General features: G+C 60.5%; 17 protein-coding genes. 15 read left to right on the top strand and 2 right to left on the bottom strand.

Features of this window, described 5'->3' with window-relative positions; translation table 11 throughout:
* Positions 1–284: 284 nt before the first annotated feature.
* Positions 285–833, top strand: a complete 549-nt coding sequence (locus tag NKJ01_RS16480; RefSeq protein ID WP_352729410.1) for an invasion associated locus B family protein — start codon at positions 285–287, stop codon at positions 831–833.
* Between the two features lie 110 nt (positions 834–943).
* Here NKJ01_RS16480 and NKJ01_RS16475 read toward each other — a convergent pair whose 3' ends face one another.
* A complete protein-coding gene (locus tag NKJ01_RS16475) occupies positions 944–1,951 on the bottom strand; it encodes an AraC family transcriptional regulator (RefSeq protein WP_352729408.1) in 1,008 nt (335 codons plus the stop codon).
* 218 nt (positions 1,952–2,169) lie between these two features.
* Between NKJ01_RS16475 and NKJ01_RS16470 the strand changes: the two genes are divergently transcribed.
* The 9 genes from NKJ01_RS16470 (at position 2,170) to NKJ01_RS16430 (ending at position 11,866) form a co-directional block, all read left to right on the top strand.
* Positions 2,170–3,552, top strand: a complete 1,383-nt coding sequence (locus NKJ01_RS16470; RefSeq protein WP_352729406.1) for an FAD-binding oxidoreductase — start codon at positions 2,170–2,172, stop codon at positions 3,550–3,552.
* A 177-nt stretch (positions 3,553–3,729) separates the two neighbouring features.
* Positions 3,730–4,260: a hypothetical protein gene (locus NKJ01_RS16465; protein ID WP_352601592.1), complete on the top strand. Its 531-nt coding sequence runs from the start codon at positions 3,730–3,732 to the stop codon at positions 4,258–4,260.
* 60 nt (positions 4,261–4,320) lie between these two features.
* Positions 4,321–4,527, top strand: coding sequence for a hypothetical protein (locus NKJ01_RS16460; RefSeq protein ID WP_352601590.1), 207 nt, complete (start codon positions 4,321–4,323; stop codon positions 4,525–4,527).
* Positions 4,528–4,625: 98 nt separating this feature from the next.
* Positions 4,626–7,721, top strand: coding sequence for an ATP-binding protein (locus NKJ01_RS16455; protein ID WP_352729403.1), 3,096 nt, complete (start codon positions 4,626–4,628; stop codon positions 7,719–7,721).
* On the top strand, positions 7,721–8,869 hold the full coding sequence (locus NKJ01_RS16450) for a YcaO-like family protein (RefSeq protein WP_352729401.1): 1,149 nt from the start codon (positions 7,721–7,723) through the stop codon (positions 8,867–8,869). Before NKJ01_RS16455 ends, NKJ01_RS16450 begins: the two co-directional genes overlap by 1 nt.
* 61 nt (positions 8,870–8,930) lie before the next feature.
* Entirely contained in the window at positions 8,931–9,599 is a 669-nt protein-coding gene (locus tag NKJ01_RS16445; protein ID WP_352729399.1) for a TfuA-like protein, read from the top strand.
* 65 nt (positions 9,600–9,664) lie between these two features.
* Positions 9,665–10,864, top strand: coding sequence for a gluzincin family metallopeptidase (locus NKJ01_RS16440; protein ID WP_502905883.1), 1,200 nt, complete (start codon positions 9,665–9,667; stop codon positions 10,862–10,864).
* Between the two features lie 28 nt (positions 10,865–10,892).
* Positions 10,893–11,615: a hypothetical protein gene (locus tag NKJ01_RS16435; protein ID WP_352729395.1), complete on the top strand. Its 723-nt coding sequence runs from the start codon at positions 10,893–10,895 to the stop codon at positions 11,613–11,615.
* A 17-nt stretch (positions 11,616–11,632) separates the two neighbouring features.
* Positions 11,633–11,866, top strand: coding sequence for a hypothetical protein (locus tag NKJ01_RS16430; RefSeq protein WP_352729394.1), 234 nt, complete (start codon positions 11,633–11,635; stop codon positions 11,864–11,866).
* Between the two features lie 22 nt (positions 11,867–11,888).
* Here the strand turns inward: NKJ01_RS16430 and NKJ01_RS16425 are convergent, their stop codons facing one another.
* Complete coding sequence (locus tag NKJ01_RS16425; RefSeq protein ID WP_352729392.1) at positions 11,889–12,818, bottom strand: LysR substrate-binding domain-containing protein; 930 nt, start codon at positions 12,816–12,818, stop codon at positions 11,889–11,891.
* Positions 12,819–13,097: 279 nt separating this feature from the next.
* Between NKJ01_RS16425 and NKJ01_RS16420 the strand changes: the two genes are divergently transcribed.
* From NKJ01_RS16420 to NKJ01_RS16400, 5 genes are all read left to right on the top strand, one after another.
* On the top strand, positions 13,098–13,688 hold the full coding sequence (locus NKJ01_RS16420) for a DUF308 domain-containing protein (RefSeq protein WP_352729390.1): 591 nt from the start codon (positions 13,098–13,100) through the stop codon (positions 13,686–13,688).
* Between the two features lie 355 nt (positions 13,689–14,043).
* On the top strand, positions 14,044–14,463 hold the full coding sequence (locus tag NKJ01_RS16415; protein ID WP_352729388.1) for an acylphosphatase: 420 nt from the start codon (positions 14,044–14,046) through the stop codon (positions 14,461–14,463).
* 93 nt (positions 14,464–14,556) lie between these two features.
* A complete protein-coding gene (locus tag NKJ01_RS16410; RefSeq protein WP_352729386.1) occupies positions 14,557–15,210 on the top strand; it encodes a Rieske 2Fe-2S domain-containing protein in 654 nt (217 codons plus the stop codon).
* A complete protein-coding gene (locus NKJ01_RS16405) occupies positions 15,207–16,052 on the top strand; it encodes an aromatic ring-hydroxylating dioxygenase subunit alpha (RefSeq protein ID WP_352729384.1) in 846 nt (281 codons plus the stop codon). The genes NKJ01_RS16410 and NKJ01_RS16405 overlap by 4 nt, the downstream gene beginning before the upstream one ends.
* Positions 16,049–16,708, top strand: a complete 660-nt coding sequence (locus NKJ01_RS16400) for a glutathione S-transferase family protein (RefSeq protein WP_352729382.1) — start codon at positions 16,049–16,051, stop codon at positions 16,706–16,708. Before NKJ01_RS16405 ends, NKJ01_RS16400 begins: the two co-directional genes overlap by 4 nt.
* The last annotated feature ends 1 nt before the right edge of the window (position 16,709 follow it).

The following is a 16,709-nucleotide window of genomic DNA, read 5'->3' as shown; positions in this document are numbered from 1 at the left end:
TTGCCGAGAATTCTCGGTAGTTCCCATCCCTGGCGAGTCCTTCCGGGACTACACGTGCCCCGTGTAAATTCTTACTCGAATTCTATTGTATAGCGAGTCTCTGGCCCTTAAATTTCTAGAAGTTTCCTGCAAAGTCGCGTGGTGTGCCCGAAAGGTCACAGTATCTTAGTCGGCTTTCTTGTCTCCGGCCCAGCTTTCGGAACCGTCCCGACTGTTGTATCAAGCCCTACCGAGGCGAATACCTGGTGGGGCGAGGAAACATGCAAGGCATCCGACAAAAGATCATGGTATTTATTTTAGCGCAAGCTAATCTACTTGGCGTGGCGGCGGGATGCGGCGCCCTGTGGCTGGCCTTGGCGGCAGCGGGACCGGCCCTTGCCGAAGACGCCAAGCCGGCCCAGCCGAAACCTTCCGATGCCAATCCGTGGGCGGTGAACTGCTCCAGCGGCTCTGCGAACGCCGAGCTTCAATGCCAGGTGTCGCAGAACCTGACCGAAGCCAAGACCGGACAGCGCGTGCTGACCGTGACCGTGCGCCGCGACAGCGGCAACGGTGGCCTCGCCATGCTGCTTGCCTTGCCGCACGGGCTGTTCCTGCCGTCCGGCGCCTCCTTCCAGATCGACCAGGCCCAGAAGACGACCCTCGCGATCCAGACCAGCGACCAGAACGGCGCCTATGCCGCCACGCCGCTGTCGGCGGACCTCGTCAAGGCCATGAAGTCCGGCACAAATCTGAACATCGCCATGGAATCGGTCACTCGCAAGCCGGTCACCATTCCGGTGTCGCTGGCCGGCTTCACGGCCGCCGTCGCCAAGCTGGAATCGATCAAGTAATTGGGCTGTCCGCTGACGGCCGGTTGGTTGCCGGCAGAAGCGGGCATTCGAGTTCTGCGTCGACGTCGGCTTGGCACGCAGCCCGCGCCGTGAACACGCGCCATTTTTGCCTACTGAACGACGACAGACGCCAACTTTTGGGCTTTCAGCAAAGTCGAACGTCCCTTGCGCCAGGTACCAGGTGGAATGCCGACGAACTTTTTGAAGGCGCGATTGAACGCGGCCTCCGACTCGTAGCCGACCTCAGCTCCCACCTGCGCGATGCTGACATCGGGCCGTTCGAGCAGGCGTCCCGCCAGCTGCAGACGCCAGCGCGCAAGATACTGCATGGGCGAGACCTCGACGTAGTGGCTAAAGCGGCCCGCAAAAGCAGTGCGCGAGAGCCCTACGGCGCGGGCGAGACGGTCCAATGTCCATTCCTCCGTAGGGCGTGCGTGAATGAGTCGGAGCGCCTCGCCGACGTGCGGATCGCGAAGGCCGGACAGCCATCCACGCGAGTCCTCGGGCAGGGTCTCAAGATAGCCGCGGATGACCTCGACAAACATCAATTCGCTCAACTTGGCGAGAACCGTTTCGCCACCGGCGCGCCCGCTGCCACCCTCAGCTAGCGCCTGGCGAAACAGGTCAGTAACCCAGCTGCTGCCGTCGGCAGGTTTGTGGGCGCACAGTATGGCCGGCAACGCGGCGAGCAGCGGATTGAAGGGACGCGCATCGCAGCCAAGGTACCCGCAAATAAACCGGGTCCGCTCGTCTCCACCACCGCCATGAATCACCGCGAACGGCAGGTTCTCGTCTACCGGCCGGTAGTACATTGCCATGTTGGCTTTGCCCCGCGTCCCCGGCGAGGAACTCATGACATTCGGGGCACCTCCGGGGAAGACGACGATATCGCCGGCGTTAACCTGTACCGGAGGCATAGAATGGTCTCCCAGCGCAGCCCAGCACGATCCAGACATCACGGCATGAAAGGAAATGACGTGCTCGGCCTCCGGCATGATGGCGGCGGCAATCTGGGCGGTACCCGGCGACTCGCCGACCCAGGGAGAACTGGCGTCGATATCGAAATAGATCGCACCCGTCAGGCGAACGGCTCGGAGCACATCGGAAAGGACATCCATGCACTACACCTCCGGAAACGATCGACTACCCCCTGAATGACGAATTTTTCGGCCGGACATCCGAACTATCCAGCAATACGGCCATATGAGCAAGCGCGCATATGCGCGATCCTACTCTGAACGATCGGGCAACAGAATTGGACGATGTGACATTTTCGCGAGCACCGGATGGGCTAGCGTCCATCGACCGGCCGACAGGTTCGGTAGGGAGGAATGCCATGAACGACGAAGACATCACCAAATTCGCAGCAAGCCTGCGGGGCGAAGTAATCCGCACAGGCGACGCGAACTATGACGAGGCCCGCAAGCTCTACAACGGCATGATCGACAAGCGACCGTTGGTCATCGCTCGCTGCGTCGACGTCGCCGACGTGATCACAGCGGTGAATTTCGGTCGCGACAACAAGTTGCTGGTTGCGGTACGTGGCGGCGGCCATAACGGACCGGGGTTAGGGAGCTGCGACGACGGTCTGGTGATCGACCTGTCGGCGATGAACGGCGTGCGCGTCGATCCGGACGTCTGTACGGCGCGGGTAGGCCCGGGCTGCACTCAAGGCGACGTCGACCACGCCACCCATGCCTTTGGGTTGGCTGTCCCGGCGGGCATCATCTCGACCACTGGGATCGCCGGACTGACGCTGAGTGGCGGCCACGGCTATCTGACGCGCAAATACGGTCTGACCATCGACAATCTGATCGAGGCCGATGTCGTGCTTGCCGACGGAAGCTTCGTCACCGCCAGCAAGGAACGGGACCCCAACCTGTTCTGGGCGCTGCGTGGCGGTGGCGGCAATTTCGGCGTCGTCACCAGCTTTGTGTTCCAGCTTCACCGGGTCAACATGGTCTTTGCGGGGCCGATCGCATTTGATCAACAACACGCCCGTACCATCATGCAGCGTTATCGCGAGTTCCTGCCGGACGCGCCCGAGGAACTCGGGATCTTCCTCGGGCTCAAGACGGTCCTCTCGAGCGCGCCGTTTCCGGAAGAGTTTTGGGGCAAGCGGATGTGTCTCCTGATGTGTTGCTATAGCGGTCCGGAGGAAAAGGGTAGACAGGCGCTGGCCCCGCTCATCGATGCGCTCCCTGCGCCTTGGTTCAATTGGATGGGAACGATGCCCTATCCCGCCGTGCAGAGCATGTTCGACGGGCTCTACCCGAAGGGGATGCAGTGGTACTGGCGGGGCGATTTCGTCAAGACACTGTCTGACGCGGCGATTGACGCTCATCTCAAGCAGGCGGCGAAGACGCCGAGCGAGCTATCGCTCATGCATCTCTATCCGATCGATGGCGCCGTCCATCGTATCGGCAAAGACGAGACAGCTTGGAATTGCCGTGATGCGACCTGGTCGATGGTTATCGCAGGGATCGATCCGGACCCACAGAAAGCGGGGCCGGTGACGCGCTGGACCAAGGCCTATTGGGAGGCGGTGCATCCGTTCGATCTGGGTGGCGCCTACCTGAACTTCATGATGGATGACGAGGGCGATGCAAGGCTCAAGGCTGCTTATGGAGACAACTACGAGCGCCTGGCTACGCTGAAGAAGACATACGACCCGAACAACCTCTTCCGGGTGAACCAAAACATCCGGCCGGCTGCCTGACGGGCGGCCGCTCGTCAGGCGGACCGGCGTCACATCCTGAGTGACCCCCGGTAATATGAGGAGTATCTTATGTATTCGGCGCGTTCCAGGTCCTAGGGCAGCAGCCAACTCCAAAGAGCGGGAGCTGTGCTCGTTGCGAACGCGCCGGCAAAATCTGCGCTCGCTAAGGAGGAGGAAATGCGCATCCATTCAAGCCCTGTGGTCCTGGCAGCTATTGCCGCCGCTTGGGCATTCCCCGCACCTGCGGCTGATAAAAGCGATGAGCAGTTGATTGAGAATGCGATTACGGCAGCACCGGACGCTGTCGGCAAAAATGCCGCCGTCGTGAATTGGGAGATGAAGACGTTGAGGAAGGGCACGAACGGCTTCACTTGCATCCCGGACGACCCTGGAACTCCCGCCGACGATCCGATGTGCACAGATGAGAACGGGATGGCGTGGATGCACGCGATCATGTCAAAGAGCGAGCCGCCGAAAGGCAAGGTCGCTTTCGCTTACATGCTGAAGGGCGGCGACGCAGCCAGCAATACCGACCCCTTTGCAACCAAGCCGGCGGAAGGGGCCGAATGGCTACATGACGGTCCCCATGTCATGATCATGAACGCACCGGAAATCATGGCGTTATATCCCCACGAACCAAACCAGACACAGCCATATGTCATGTTCCCCGACACGCCCTACGCGCACCTGATGATTCCAGTGAAGTAGTCCAAGCAAGACCTGCCGCTTAACGCAGTGGCAGGTCACCCTCGTGGACGGGAGGTTTGGGTGTTCAAGCTCGCGGCCATGACGTTAGCAGCCGTGCTTATTGCAGGCGCTGCGCTGGCGCACAAAGAGGCGACGGGTACCATCGCCGAGCGCATGACGGCGATGAAAAACATGGGCCGCGAGCTGAAGGCAAGCGAGAGGTCCCGAGCAGCCGTCGCAGGTTGCGGCGATCGCCGCTCTGTAATTTGTGCTCTGTCATACTTTTGATAGTATGCCCTGTCAGCGAGGGTGACATGTCGCATAAGAGCCGAGTTGATGTTCCGAAGGCGGGGACTGGCTCGCGCCTTCCGATCGGCAGGGGGTTGATGGACGACGGCGTCGAGTCCCGTCACGAGCGGCGCGTATTAACCGCCCTTTGCTACGATCTTGTAGGCTCCACCGAGTTGCTCGGCCTGCTCGGCATCGAAGATTTTGAGGAACTTATCTTGGCGTTTCAAATGGCCGCCAAGAAAGCAATCGTATCGTGCTCCGGAACCGTGAGGGTCGAGGTCGGCGACGGCGGCGTCGCCGTGTTCCCAGTCGATCTGGGTGCGAAGGATGCGGCGTCGCTGACAATCGGCGCCGGACTTGAGATCGTCAGGGCGTGCAAGCTCCTTGCCGCGGAGAAAGGGAGGAGCGACCTGCATGTAAGGGTCGGCGTGGCGACCTCGATGACGCTAATCCTGAAGGGCGACACCGCTGTAGGGCAAGACACGGTAACCGGTCCTGCATTTGCGCTGGCAACCAGGCTGCAGGCAATCGCCCGGCCAGATACCGTCGTCGTGTGCAACGAGACGCGCAATCTGACACGGCGCTCACACGTATTTAGCTTCTGCGGTTCTCACGTCATCAAAGGCTTCGCGCAACCCGAGCAGGTCTGGCAGGCGCTGAGCCACAAACGGGGGGTAGACCGTTTCTTCGCGTTCGGACGCCTCACCAGCCCCTTGATCGACCGCACGGATGAGGCCGAGCTGATCCATGAATGTTGGAATGAAGCTGTTTCGGGACGTGGCCAGGTCATCGTGATCGAGGGCGAAGCCGGTATTGGCAAGTCGCGCATCCTGCACGAGGTGCGCCGGCGAACGCGTTTCCAACGCAACAGGTTGCTCCTCTTCCAATGTATGCCAGGCGACTCGCGTTCGACGCTGTATCCACTGCGGCAGGCGATGCTGGGCAATTTCGACGACGGCGAGCGTGCACTTACCCCTGCGCTTCTAGCCGAGGCGTTCGCCGCACATGACGTTCACGACGCCGAAGTCGTCGACATCTTTTCTTTTCTGCTCGGCGTGGAAGGCGCGGGGTCCGGTTTCCATGAGATGGGCCCGGAAGCAATCCGGGAGAAGGCCGATTGGGCCGCGCGCCATGCGTTACAAGCAACGTGCGCCGGTGGCCCAGTGGTGTTGATCGTTGAAGATATTCATTGGATCGACCTGACGTCGAAGCAGCTGCTGGGTGAACTTGCAAAGCTGGTTCCGAGTTCCCCCGTGCTCTTGATCGCAACGACGAGGCCGGGATCTGGCGACTGGCTGGACGAAAGAAGCAAGCATGTCCTGCTCGCTCCCCTTGAGCATGCCGACACCTTGCGGGCAATCGCAACGATGTGGCCTCAAGGCAAGCGAGCGCCTGCGCCTGAGTTGATAGAGTTGGTCGAGCGCGTCACCGGCGGTGTACCCCTGTTCATCGAGGAGGTTTGCCAATGGATGGCGGAGAATGCCGCTAGCGGTACGGAGCAGCTGCCACAGGACGTTTCGCTCGGCCGCGCGGCGGTGTTGGAAACCGTGATAGATGCCCGGCTGGAGCCTCTCGGCCGCGCCCGTGAGGTGGCGCGAGCGGCCGCCGTCGCCGGCAACAGATTCAGCCTGGACTTGCTGTCGGCGCTCTTGCCGGAATTTGACCGGGGCACAATCTCTGCGGCGCTCGATGCCCTGGCCGAGGCAGGCTTCGTACGTGCCAGGCACGCAGCAGCGACAGTGTACGCGTTTCGGCATACGCTCATCCAAGAGACGATCTACAATGGAACACTGCGGAAACGGCGGCAGACTCTGCATCAGCGTCTTTACGTGGTGGCTAGCGGCAACCGCAGCCTCGTTGGCTGGCTAACAACGGCAGCTCTTGCCGATCATGCTGAGCGAGGCGGCCTGCTTGACGAAGCGATCGGCGAGTTCGTCAATGCCGGCATGGAAAGCTCATCCCGCTCGGCCATGGCTGAGGCAAGGCAGCTGCTCGAGCATGCCATTGCGCTTTGCGGGCAGGTTTCTGATCATGACAAACGGGATGCGCTGCGGCTCTCGGCGATGGTGGCGCTCGGGCCGATACTGACTGCCGTCGAAGGACCAAATTCCGAACACGCCCGCAGGCTCTATGACGACGGCGTAATGATCACCCGGCGTCGGCCGATAGCGGAGCGCGCCAAGTGGTTCCCGATCTATTGGGGTTGGTGGTTCACGGGTTCGGTCGTTGATGGCGAGCGGGCGCAGGCCGTCGTCAATGATTTGAAGGAGGTTAACGACCCCGAGATTCAGCTTCAGGCCAGGCACTGCTTGTGGGCAGTCGATTTCAATCGCGGAGACCATGGCGGATGCATAGCCGCGATTGATGCTGGATTGCCGCTCTATGACGTGAGCCAGGGGCACGCGAATGCCACGCGTTTTGGGGGGCACGACGCGCGCGTGTGCGGCTTGGCCCATCGTGCACTGTCGCTGTGGTTTTCGGGACGAGCAACGAGCGCTCTCCGCTCCATGTCGGAGGCCCGCCGCTTGGCGCAGCAGACTGGCCATGTCAGCAGCATTGCGCATGCCTGTATCAACGACGCGATGCTGAGTTGCTATCGCCGCGACTTCGCTTCGTTGCGTGACGTGATTGAGGATCTGCGACAGCTGACCGCGCTTCATCACCTGCCTTCGATAGTCGTCTCGGCACAGATCTTCGAGGGCTGGTGCGATGGCAACGCTGGCCAACTTGAGCGGGGCAAGGACAAGATGCGTGAGGGCCTCGGGCTGCATGGACAAGTGCAGACACCCGAGGACGAGCCCGTCTATTGCGGCATGCTGGCGGAACTTCTCGCGCGCTCGGGTGAGATCGGTCATGCGCTTGCGCTGCTTCATTCGGCGGTGGCGCAGGCCGAGGCGGGTGGCAGCCGATATTGGCTGGCGGAACTACACCGGCGAATTGCACAACTGCTCGTCCTTGACAGGGCGGCAGCCAGCCGGGTGGCAGCTGCCCTTGAGAAGAGCCTCAATACTGCAGCCGAGCAAAATGCCGTGCCCATCCTCATCGCGGCCTACGAGACGCTCAGCGCGTCAAATCTCTCGCCCGTACTGCTTCGGAGCTACAACGACCGTGTCGAAGCGGCAAGGAAGTCGGTTGAGCCCGGCGAACCGCTGGTCGTGAACCCTGAGCCGGAACTGCGGGCCAGCCGATAGTGGAACAATATGAGCGCATTGGTCCTCCGGCAGACGAAGCGCTGACCTGTCTGATGTCGATGCGACAAGCGTTGGGCATCACCCGTATTGCGGACATTACCGGCCTGGACCGTGTCGGCATCCCGGTCGTGCAGGCAACGAGGCCGTTCTCGTTTTCAAATGCGGTCGCGCAGGGAAAGGGTGCCAGCCTGGCTCGCGCTGCCATATCGGCCATTTTGGAATCCGCTGAGAGCTTTTTCGCCGAGCGCATCGAACATCTTGATGCAGCTTACGCTTCGGCCAAGTTACTCGGAATACCCTACGGGCGATTTGAGACGTGGCTGCGAGAGCCCGCACCTGCTGATTGGCGCGGCCGAGAAAACGCTTGGGTAGAGGCGGAGAACCTGCTGGGCGGCGGCCGTGACTTCGTTCCGCTGGAATTGGTGCACACGGCCTATCTCGTACCGCCCAGCCCCCGTGACGGAATTTTCACGCCGACGACAACCGGACTGGCGGCCGCGCTTGATGAAACAGACGCCATCACACACGGAATATTGGAATGCGTCGAACGCGATGCCATCGCCCGCGCTCTCAAGACACATGGTTTTCTGCAACACCAGCGAATCGATCCAGCGACCATCGATGACGCAAGGGTCTTGGCCCTATTGGATGAACTTGCACGAAAGGACATGATCGTCGGCCTTTGGCTTGCGCCGTCGCCTGTTGGCCTGCCTGTGATTTGGTGCCATCTGATGGAAAGCAATCCTCGCGAGACGGCATTGCTCCATCTGCCAGCCGACGGCTCGGCCGCTGCATTCGATCCGGCGGCAGCTGCCGTCCAAGCGATCCACGAGGCGGCGCAGGCGCGGCTTGCGGCAATCTCTGGTGCACGCGATGACATGACACGGGCGTCTTATCCGAAATATCCCGACTGGCAGCTTATCGAGGCGCACCGCCAGCTGATCACCGGCGGCCGCAAGGACGTGAGCTTCACCCGTCAGCCTGCCTATCGAGTGGCGGGCGGGCAGACCTTGCTTGGTAGCCTTCTCGCGAGACTGGAGGAAAGCGGAATCAACGCCGTGTATCTGATCCGCCTCAACACCAGCCCTTGGAACCGACTGTCGGCCGTCAGGATAGTTATCCCCCAATTGTACCCTTTGGTGGAGTGACCGGATGCGACCTCGGCTCGTTTTCACCGGCCCCACGCTATCGCATCCAGAGGCACAGCAGGTGGCCGACGTGATCTGCCTGGCGCCCGCGGTGCAAGGCTCGATCATAGCTGCGGTGCAGCGTTATGACCCGGCTGCAATTGTCATCATAGACGGCGCCTTCCAGGCTGAGCCGGCAGTGAGGCATAAGGAGATACTGTGGGCGATCAGCCAGGCCATCCCGGTGATTGGTGCCGGAAGCATGGGAGCCTTGCGAGCCGCCGAGCTTTACCCATACATGCACGGTGTTGGCCTTATCTATCGATGGTACCGCCGCTTTGCTTTCCTGCCTGATGACGCAGTGGCAGTGCTGTACGGTCCGAAGGCGGTGAATTTTTCGCCCCTAACGCACGCTTTGGTTGATTTGCGAATGACCGTTCGCGCCGCTTGGAGGCGGAACCTGATCTCCACCGATTTGTCAGGAAGGCTTGAGAATGCGGCGCGGAACCTCAATTTTAGGGAACGTACGCTGTCGCGAATGGTCCGCGAGGCATTACGGGAAGCCAGTGACCATGATATCGAAGCCTGCCGGCAAATTCTCGCAGGAGCTTTCGTTCAGCAAAAGAAGCGCGATGCACTGTCAGCTCTGCAACTTGTGCGAGAAAATGCATTGGTGGCGGCGGAATTGAGGAATTTCAGAATGACGGTCGCGTTTGCCCAAGATCTGGAGGACGCCGGCTTAGCAATCTGACGACAGAGTTGCCGGCGATACTTGGTGCAATTTACGAAGTGCAGACTTCGTGCTAGTGTCCGACCATGAGAGGGGCCGCGCAGGTGAACGCGCTCGATGTGGCCGGTCGGGCGGGGATGTCGGCCGGAACACGCTTCCTGCTATACCCACAAGCGCCTCACGTTTCTGGGTACGAGCAACCCGAGGCGGTCTGGATTTCAACATCGCCTGGTTTGATCCGTCCGGGCCCGGAGGATCATCGCATATACGTGCGTGATCCCTTGCTGGACAAGCAGCCGTACGGGTATGCCTACCTGCCGCCCTTCGTTGGTGCGTATTTCCCACCCGCCGAACCCGGCTTTGATGGTCATTTCGACCACCTCGCTCTTCAGTCGCGCCAGTTCCTTGCAGCGCATGCGTTCGCGGCTGCGAGCCGGGTGCTGGACATCTGGGAAAGCTATCTGGGCAAACCGATTGTCTGGTATTTCGCCGAAACATACGAGCGGCTTGAGATCATTCCCTGGGTTGACTGGGAGAATGCGCAATCGGGGTATGGCTATCTGGAGCTTGGCCGCGAGCGTGGAGCCGACGGGAGCGGCCATCCGTACGCCCTCAACTTCGATGTGATCGCGCATGAAATGGGTCACTCCATACTCTTTTCTCTCTTCGGAGTGCCCACGCAGGGCCTGCAGAACGGCGATTTCGGGCCGTTCCACGAAGCCAACGCCGATCTTATTTCGCTGCTTTCGTTCCTGCATTTCGACAGCGGGATGGATCGATTGTTACGGCACAGCCAGGCAAACCTGCTTGTCCTCAACGAGCTCAACCGCATCGCCGAACTGACGGGCGACCGACAGATCCGCCTCGCCAGTAACTCGCGCAAGATGACGGAAGTGACCGAAGAGATTCATGACCGGTCTCGCCCATTCACGGGAGCGGTGTTCGATACCCTGGTCGATCTCTACCATGCCGGCCTGGTGCGGCAGGGCCTGGCCGACGAGCGCCTGCTTCGCTTCGACATCAGGCAGGTTAGTGAAGCCGACATGCGGCGCATCTCTAACTTCACGGGCGATGCATTCCGGGCCAGTCCGTTCCTTTTCAAGACCGAGCTAATCAAGGCGCGCGACGATGTCGCGCTTTCGCTCGCGCGCGCGTGGACGCGCCTCGATGCCGACCATCTCACATTCGCAATCGCAGCCTCCACCATCATCGAAGTGTCCGACCGCGTCGGCCCGGCGATAGCGGCAAGCTTCGAAGAGAACTTCAGATGGCGGGAAATTTTATGAATTGGTGATTGCAACGGAGGGTAACGACATGAGCGACGATTTTCACCGACCGACACTGACCTTTCCCGATGGCGCATATAACGCCAGCCAAGTAAGGCTCTACGGCATCCCCGGGAGTGGTGGTCTCGTTTTCCCAGGGAGCTCAAAGGCCGTCGGCACAAAAAACACAAGTATTTCGTCAAACATGTCGACGGGTGATCCCAAAAAAGATGAGAAAGCAAACGCAGAAGTTAAGAAAATCGTAGAAGAATTAAGAGGTAAAGGAAGAAATATATTATCTGATGAAGAAATATTCAAGAAGCTTATTACACTACCGCCGTTTCCATTGCCTACAGGAATGTCGTACCACATTGTACTCGACACGCGAAAGTTTGGAAAAATTGCTTTATCAACATTAGTAACACTCGAAGAGGCAGCAAGGGAAGGGAAACTTCTTTCCTGTGGCATTATTGTTGGTTATTCATATGAAGGACAGTGCTATGATTTACCAAAACCGAAAATCATGCTGATCTCGGCCTTTCCTCAAGAAATTCCACTCGACGATTGCGGCTATGACAAGAAAAAGCCGAATGTGGGGGACAGATACATGCTTTGGATAGTCGACAAGCTTGATCAGTGCATTGAATTCGAAACGAACCAGGGGTTCGTCGAGCAGATCGTTCTCGAAGCCAATATGCCGGGTAAGCGCTCGCCCACGATGTATGCTTCCCGGATGATGACGGGCCATCGCGGGGGGAGACTTGGCGACTGACAGACGCGAGTGCGCGCATGACCGATGGCGAGTTGTTGCCGGCTAGCCCCCCGGCTCGGCTTCCATGGTTGTTGTCCAAATCCACCGGCCTGTGGCGATTATACACTGCTATAACTCAGCTTGCCGGACTACTGGCCGCTTTGACCGTTGTTGGCGAATTGGCGGTTTTCGCCACGGTGGTGATGCGGCAGTCGGCGGCAAAATCGCACAAGCTTTCGCTTGGCGCGATGATCTCTGGAAGATCACGCTGAGGCGTCGCGTGATCGTCAGTTCTCAAGTTATGAAACTGGCAGCGACCTCTTCGAGCGTCCGTTCCATCCATAGATGGCCGGGATCACTGTCGTTCCGCCGGTGCCAGTAGAGCCGTTCCTCGATGATCGGCATCTCGAAGGGCACTGGAAGCGCCCTCACATTGTAGCGGTCGCTCTGCATCGCAACCAGCAGCGACGGCAGGATCGTCGCCATGTCAGTCCTGCCGACCGTATTCAAAGTGAGATGGAAGTTCGGCAGCCACCCGCATGTGTGCGGTTGCTTAGGCTGCTGGCGCCAAAGCTGCTCAGCGACGCCAGCGATCACCCCGCCAAACCGAATCTCGATATATCCCATCACACATAGCTCGTCGAAAGTGATGGTCTTGGCGGTGTGCGCATTATCTTTGGAGATCGCCACAACGAATTTGTCGGTGAATAGTTTCTGCGACCGTATGAACTCGTCATAGGCCTGCATCTTGTCGAGCAGTCTGGCTGAGATTGTGATCGCGAAGTCGATCTGACCGTCCAGAATGCGGTCTGCGGTATCCGCCGACAGCTCCTCGAACTGCACGCTGATCAGCGGAGCGATCTCCCGCAGCCGAGATATCAAATGCGTGGCCAGAAGCTCGCAGCAGTAGGTTGTCGCAGAAATCCGAAAAACACGTCGCGCGGCCGACGCATCGAAGCTGGTCGGCTGATCGTTAAGCTCGCTGACCTGAGAGAGAATAGTCTTGACAGGGTCGGCGAGCGCGCGGCCCCTGGCGGTCAACTCGAGATTGCGGCCGATTTGCTCTAGCAGCGGATCGGCGAAATGGTGGCGCAACTTCCGCAGCGCCGCGCTCATCCCGGGCTGAGAGATGTGAATGCGCTCCGCGGCGCGGGTGACATTCCTTTCGGTGAGGAGCGCATCGAGCGCAACCAGAAGATTGAGATCGAGCCCTCGAAGATGCATCCGCTCCCCCAACATGTGCCCATAAGAGCGAGGGTTTCTGGCTTTTTAGGTCCGTTCGAGCACCAATGCAAATAAAACACCTGGTTAGCACGGAGCCTTCTCTGCCGATCTTGCGGGGGTTCGCGGATTACAGACGAACTCGGCGCCCTCGCGGCAAGGGACTGATGATCAAGGGATTCCTGCGAGGAATATCCGAGCTGGATTGCTGGTATTTGAACAAACGATTTCCGTGCCGATGATCCGTCTTCTAGCTGATAGGCAATGAATAGGAGACTCGACATGGTTACGCAGACGATCGAACACCGATCCGCCCCATCCGCCTCGGGCTGGCTCAAGCGCTATTATTTCACCCGGTTCGCCTTCTCGGCGGCGTGGGTCGTGATTGCCTTCTCGGTCGCCAAGAGCGTGCCACCGCTCGCCGCGATCATGCTCGTCGGCTATCCGGCCTGGGACGCGCTCGCCAACTTCATCGATGCCCAGCGCAGCGGTGGCCTCGGCCGCAACAAATCGCAGCTGCTCAACTTCATCTTCAGCATTCTCACCGCGATCGCCGTCGCTGTCGCGCTTCGCAGCAGCATGCACAGCGTGCTGATCGTCTTCGGCATCTGGGCCGGCTTCTCCGGCATCTTCCAACTCGCCACCGCCGTTGGTCGCTGGAAATCCTTCGGCGCCCAGTGGGCGATGATCCTGAGCGGCGCCCAGTCCGCCCTTGCAGGCGTCTTCATGATCTTGATGGCCCACGGACCAGACCCGGTCGGCATCGCCAACATCGCCCCCTATGCGGCGTTCGGCGCCTTCTATTTCGCCGTCTCGGCCATCTGGCTCGCCATCAGCGATGCGCGAAAAGGCGTGATTCGCACCGCGAGCTAAGACGCGGCGCCAGCCACGCCTTCGGGCCGCGGCTCCGGCTCCATTTCCCAGTAGGATTGATCCCTGCCTCCGGCCCACGTGCGCTGCTTCTAACCCAGAGCGGCAGCGCACATCCCACCACCCGAGCTGCCAACTCAGGACAGTCGGCGCCAGACAGGCGTCCGGTGAAGCCATCGGCCGCTCACTACACCACACTGCCTGCTGAGCATTTCAACGATTCGTTAGAGGAACGGACATGACCTCGACGTCAAATATCGCACGAGCGCCACCGCCACCGCACCAGTCCGGCCAGGTGCGGCTCTAACCATTCGGCTTTGGCTTTTTATGCCCTTTCGCCCCTCGCAGCCATTCGCGTATGGATCCGCTGCAATTGCACGCGTCGATTACCACTTCCGCCCGTTCGGTCAGACGCTATGCTGCTGACCATGATACCAAAGCCGCGAGGTCCTTCTTGATGAAGCAAGGTCAGCACCATGAGCGGATGACCATTCGCGGCCAGCTCCAACCGGCGTCCTTCCTGCCTTGGATCATGCGCCATGCGACCAAGCTCGGTCTCGCGCACCATGTCACTCATGCAAGTACCGATCGCATCGAGCTCGATATTGCCGGTGCGGCGGAACTGATCGACATGATGGAGATGGGATGTTCGCTCGGGCCCATCGAGGTCTGGGTCGAGACCATCGACCGCGCGCCTGTCGAGCAAAAAACACATGGCTTTGCGCGTGGTTACCGTCCGTCTGCACTTAATTTAATCAATATTGCAGTTGCGAAATAATTATGCATACGTCAGACTATCGAGCGGTTCGCCAACTCCTTGTGCTGGCATCTCTGGCCGGCAAACAGTGGTATCAGTACGGAAAGTAAGGTCATGCTGTCCGACAAGACGGACACCTGGGTGCCGGTCGCCCTTTCCCAGGATCTGCCGACAGGACAGGCAATGCCGGCGCGGACGCCCGCCGGTCCCGTTGCCCTCTGGCGAAGCCAATCGGGGCGCTTGGCGGCATCGGCGGATCGCTGTCCGCATCGTGGCATGCGCCTCTCCCATGGCTTCGTGCGCGGCGAGGCGCTCTCCTGCATCTATCACGGCTGGACCTATTCGCAGGCCGGTCGGTGCCTGCGCATTCCCGCCCATCCCAATCTCACGCCGCCGGAGACGATTCGCGTTGCGACCCGCTCGGTCGAAGAGGCAGGCGGCATCGTCTGGGTCGCTGATGGAGAGCCTGAAGGCAAGCCGCCGCTTTTCGAAGGTTACGTGCCGCTCCGTTCATTGACGGTCCGTGCTGGAGGTTCGGCGCTCTCTGCGGCTGCCGGAACGAAGGCCGCCGTTGAAGGATTCGTCTGGCAGGCGCCCGGCGCGCCGGCAATCCGCCTGCTGCCCGTCCCGCAGGAGACCGGCGAGACGCTGGTCCATGTCCTTGTTCCAGCCGATTGCGGTGCGTCCGAGCGCATTGCCGCCTCGCGAGCCGCCGAGAGCCTTCGCCGCATGGCCGAACGGATCGAGGCGAAAGAGGCCGTGTCATGAACGACGATGCGATGCGCGACGAATGGTATCCGGTCGGGCTTTTCAGCCAGCTCGACCGCGATGGGTGCGAGACCACCCTGATGGGCGCGCCGATCAAGGTTGCGCTCGACGCCAATGGCGCGGCGAAAGTGACAGGCGAAAACGGTCGCCTGCTGCCGGTCTCGGTGCGCTATGGCCATATCTGGTCATCACTCGGTGAACCCAAGAAACCGGTCTTTCCGATTCCCGAGGCGGACCAGCCCGGGCGCCGCTTCGTCGATGTCGGTGTGGTGCGGGTGCGCTGCTCGCCGCTCCGCGCCGTCGAGAACTTCCTCGACATCGCACACTTCCCCTTCGTCCATACCGATATCCTCGGCTCGGAGCCGCATACCGAGGTCGAAGACTACAAGGTCGAGATCCGCGAGGAAGAGGACGAGGTCTGGGCAACCCAGGTGAAGTTCTACCAGCCGCAGGCGGCGAAATCGGCGAGCGGGGGTATCACGACGGAATATATGTACCGCGTGCCGGCCCCGACCTGCTCGGTCCTTTACAAGACCTGCCCGCCGCGCCCAGGCGAATGGGATGTCATCGCGCTGTTCGTCCAGCCGCTTGCCGAGGATCTCTGCGACGTCTGGCCGTGGATGGCGCTCTTCGACGACGAGACCCCACTGACCGACCTCATCCATTTCCAGCAGACGATTTTCCTGCAGGACCGCTCGATCCTCGAAAACCAGATCCCGCGGCTTCTGCCACTCGATCCCGGCATGGAAATCCCGACGCGCGCCGACCTGACCTCGGTCGCCTATCGCCGCTGGCTGAAACGCCACAATTATACCTACGGCGCGCAGCTGGTGGCACAATGAGGCTTTACGACTACGTCCTCTCCCCAAGTTGCTACAAAGTGCGCCTGATGGCGTCGCTGTCAGGCGTGAAGCTCGAAATCCGTCCGGTCGACTTCCATCCCGGCGCCGAGCATCGCCGCCCCGAGCTTATGGCGCTTAATCCGGGAGGCTCCATCCCGATCCTCGAGGACGGCGACCTGATCCTGACCGAATCTTCCGCCATGCTTGGCTATCTCGCCGCGAAGGCAGCACCGGCCTGGCTCGGCAGCGGCGCCCCCGAGGAGACGGCGCGCATCCAGCAATGGCTTTCCTTCTCGCACAGGCTGACCGCCAGCCTCGGCGGCGCGCGCCTGCACGAGATGCTGCTGCGCCCCGGTGACATCGGTGCGCTTCAGGCCAATGGCATAGCGGCACTGCGTGAACTGGAAGCCGGCCTCTTCGAACAAAAAATGCGTGGCAATCGGTTTCTCGCGTGCGACCGGCCGACGATTGCCGACATTGCCTGCTTTCCCTATGTCGCGCTCTCGCCCGACGGAGGCGTTTCCCTCGACCCGTATCCCACGATCCGGCTCTGGTCGCGAGCGCTCCGCAGCCTCGACAACTTCATCGAGATGCCCGGTATCCACCGGCTGCACGAGCTGAAGCCCGAACCGCGACCATGCCCGGACGAGGCTTGAG

This window comes from Mesorhizobium sp. M0276 (genome assembly GCF_040321755.1).
GTDB lineage: Bacteria > Pseudomonadota > Alphaproteobacteria > Rhizobiales > Rhizobiaceae > Mesorhizobium.
This window is presented reverse-complemented; position numbering and strand designations above follow the sequence as displayed.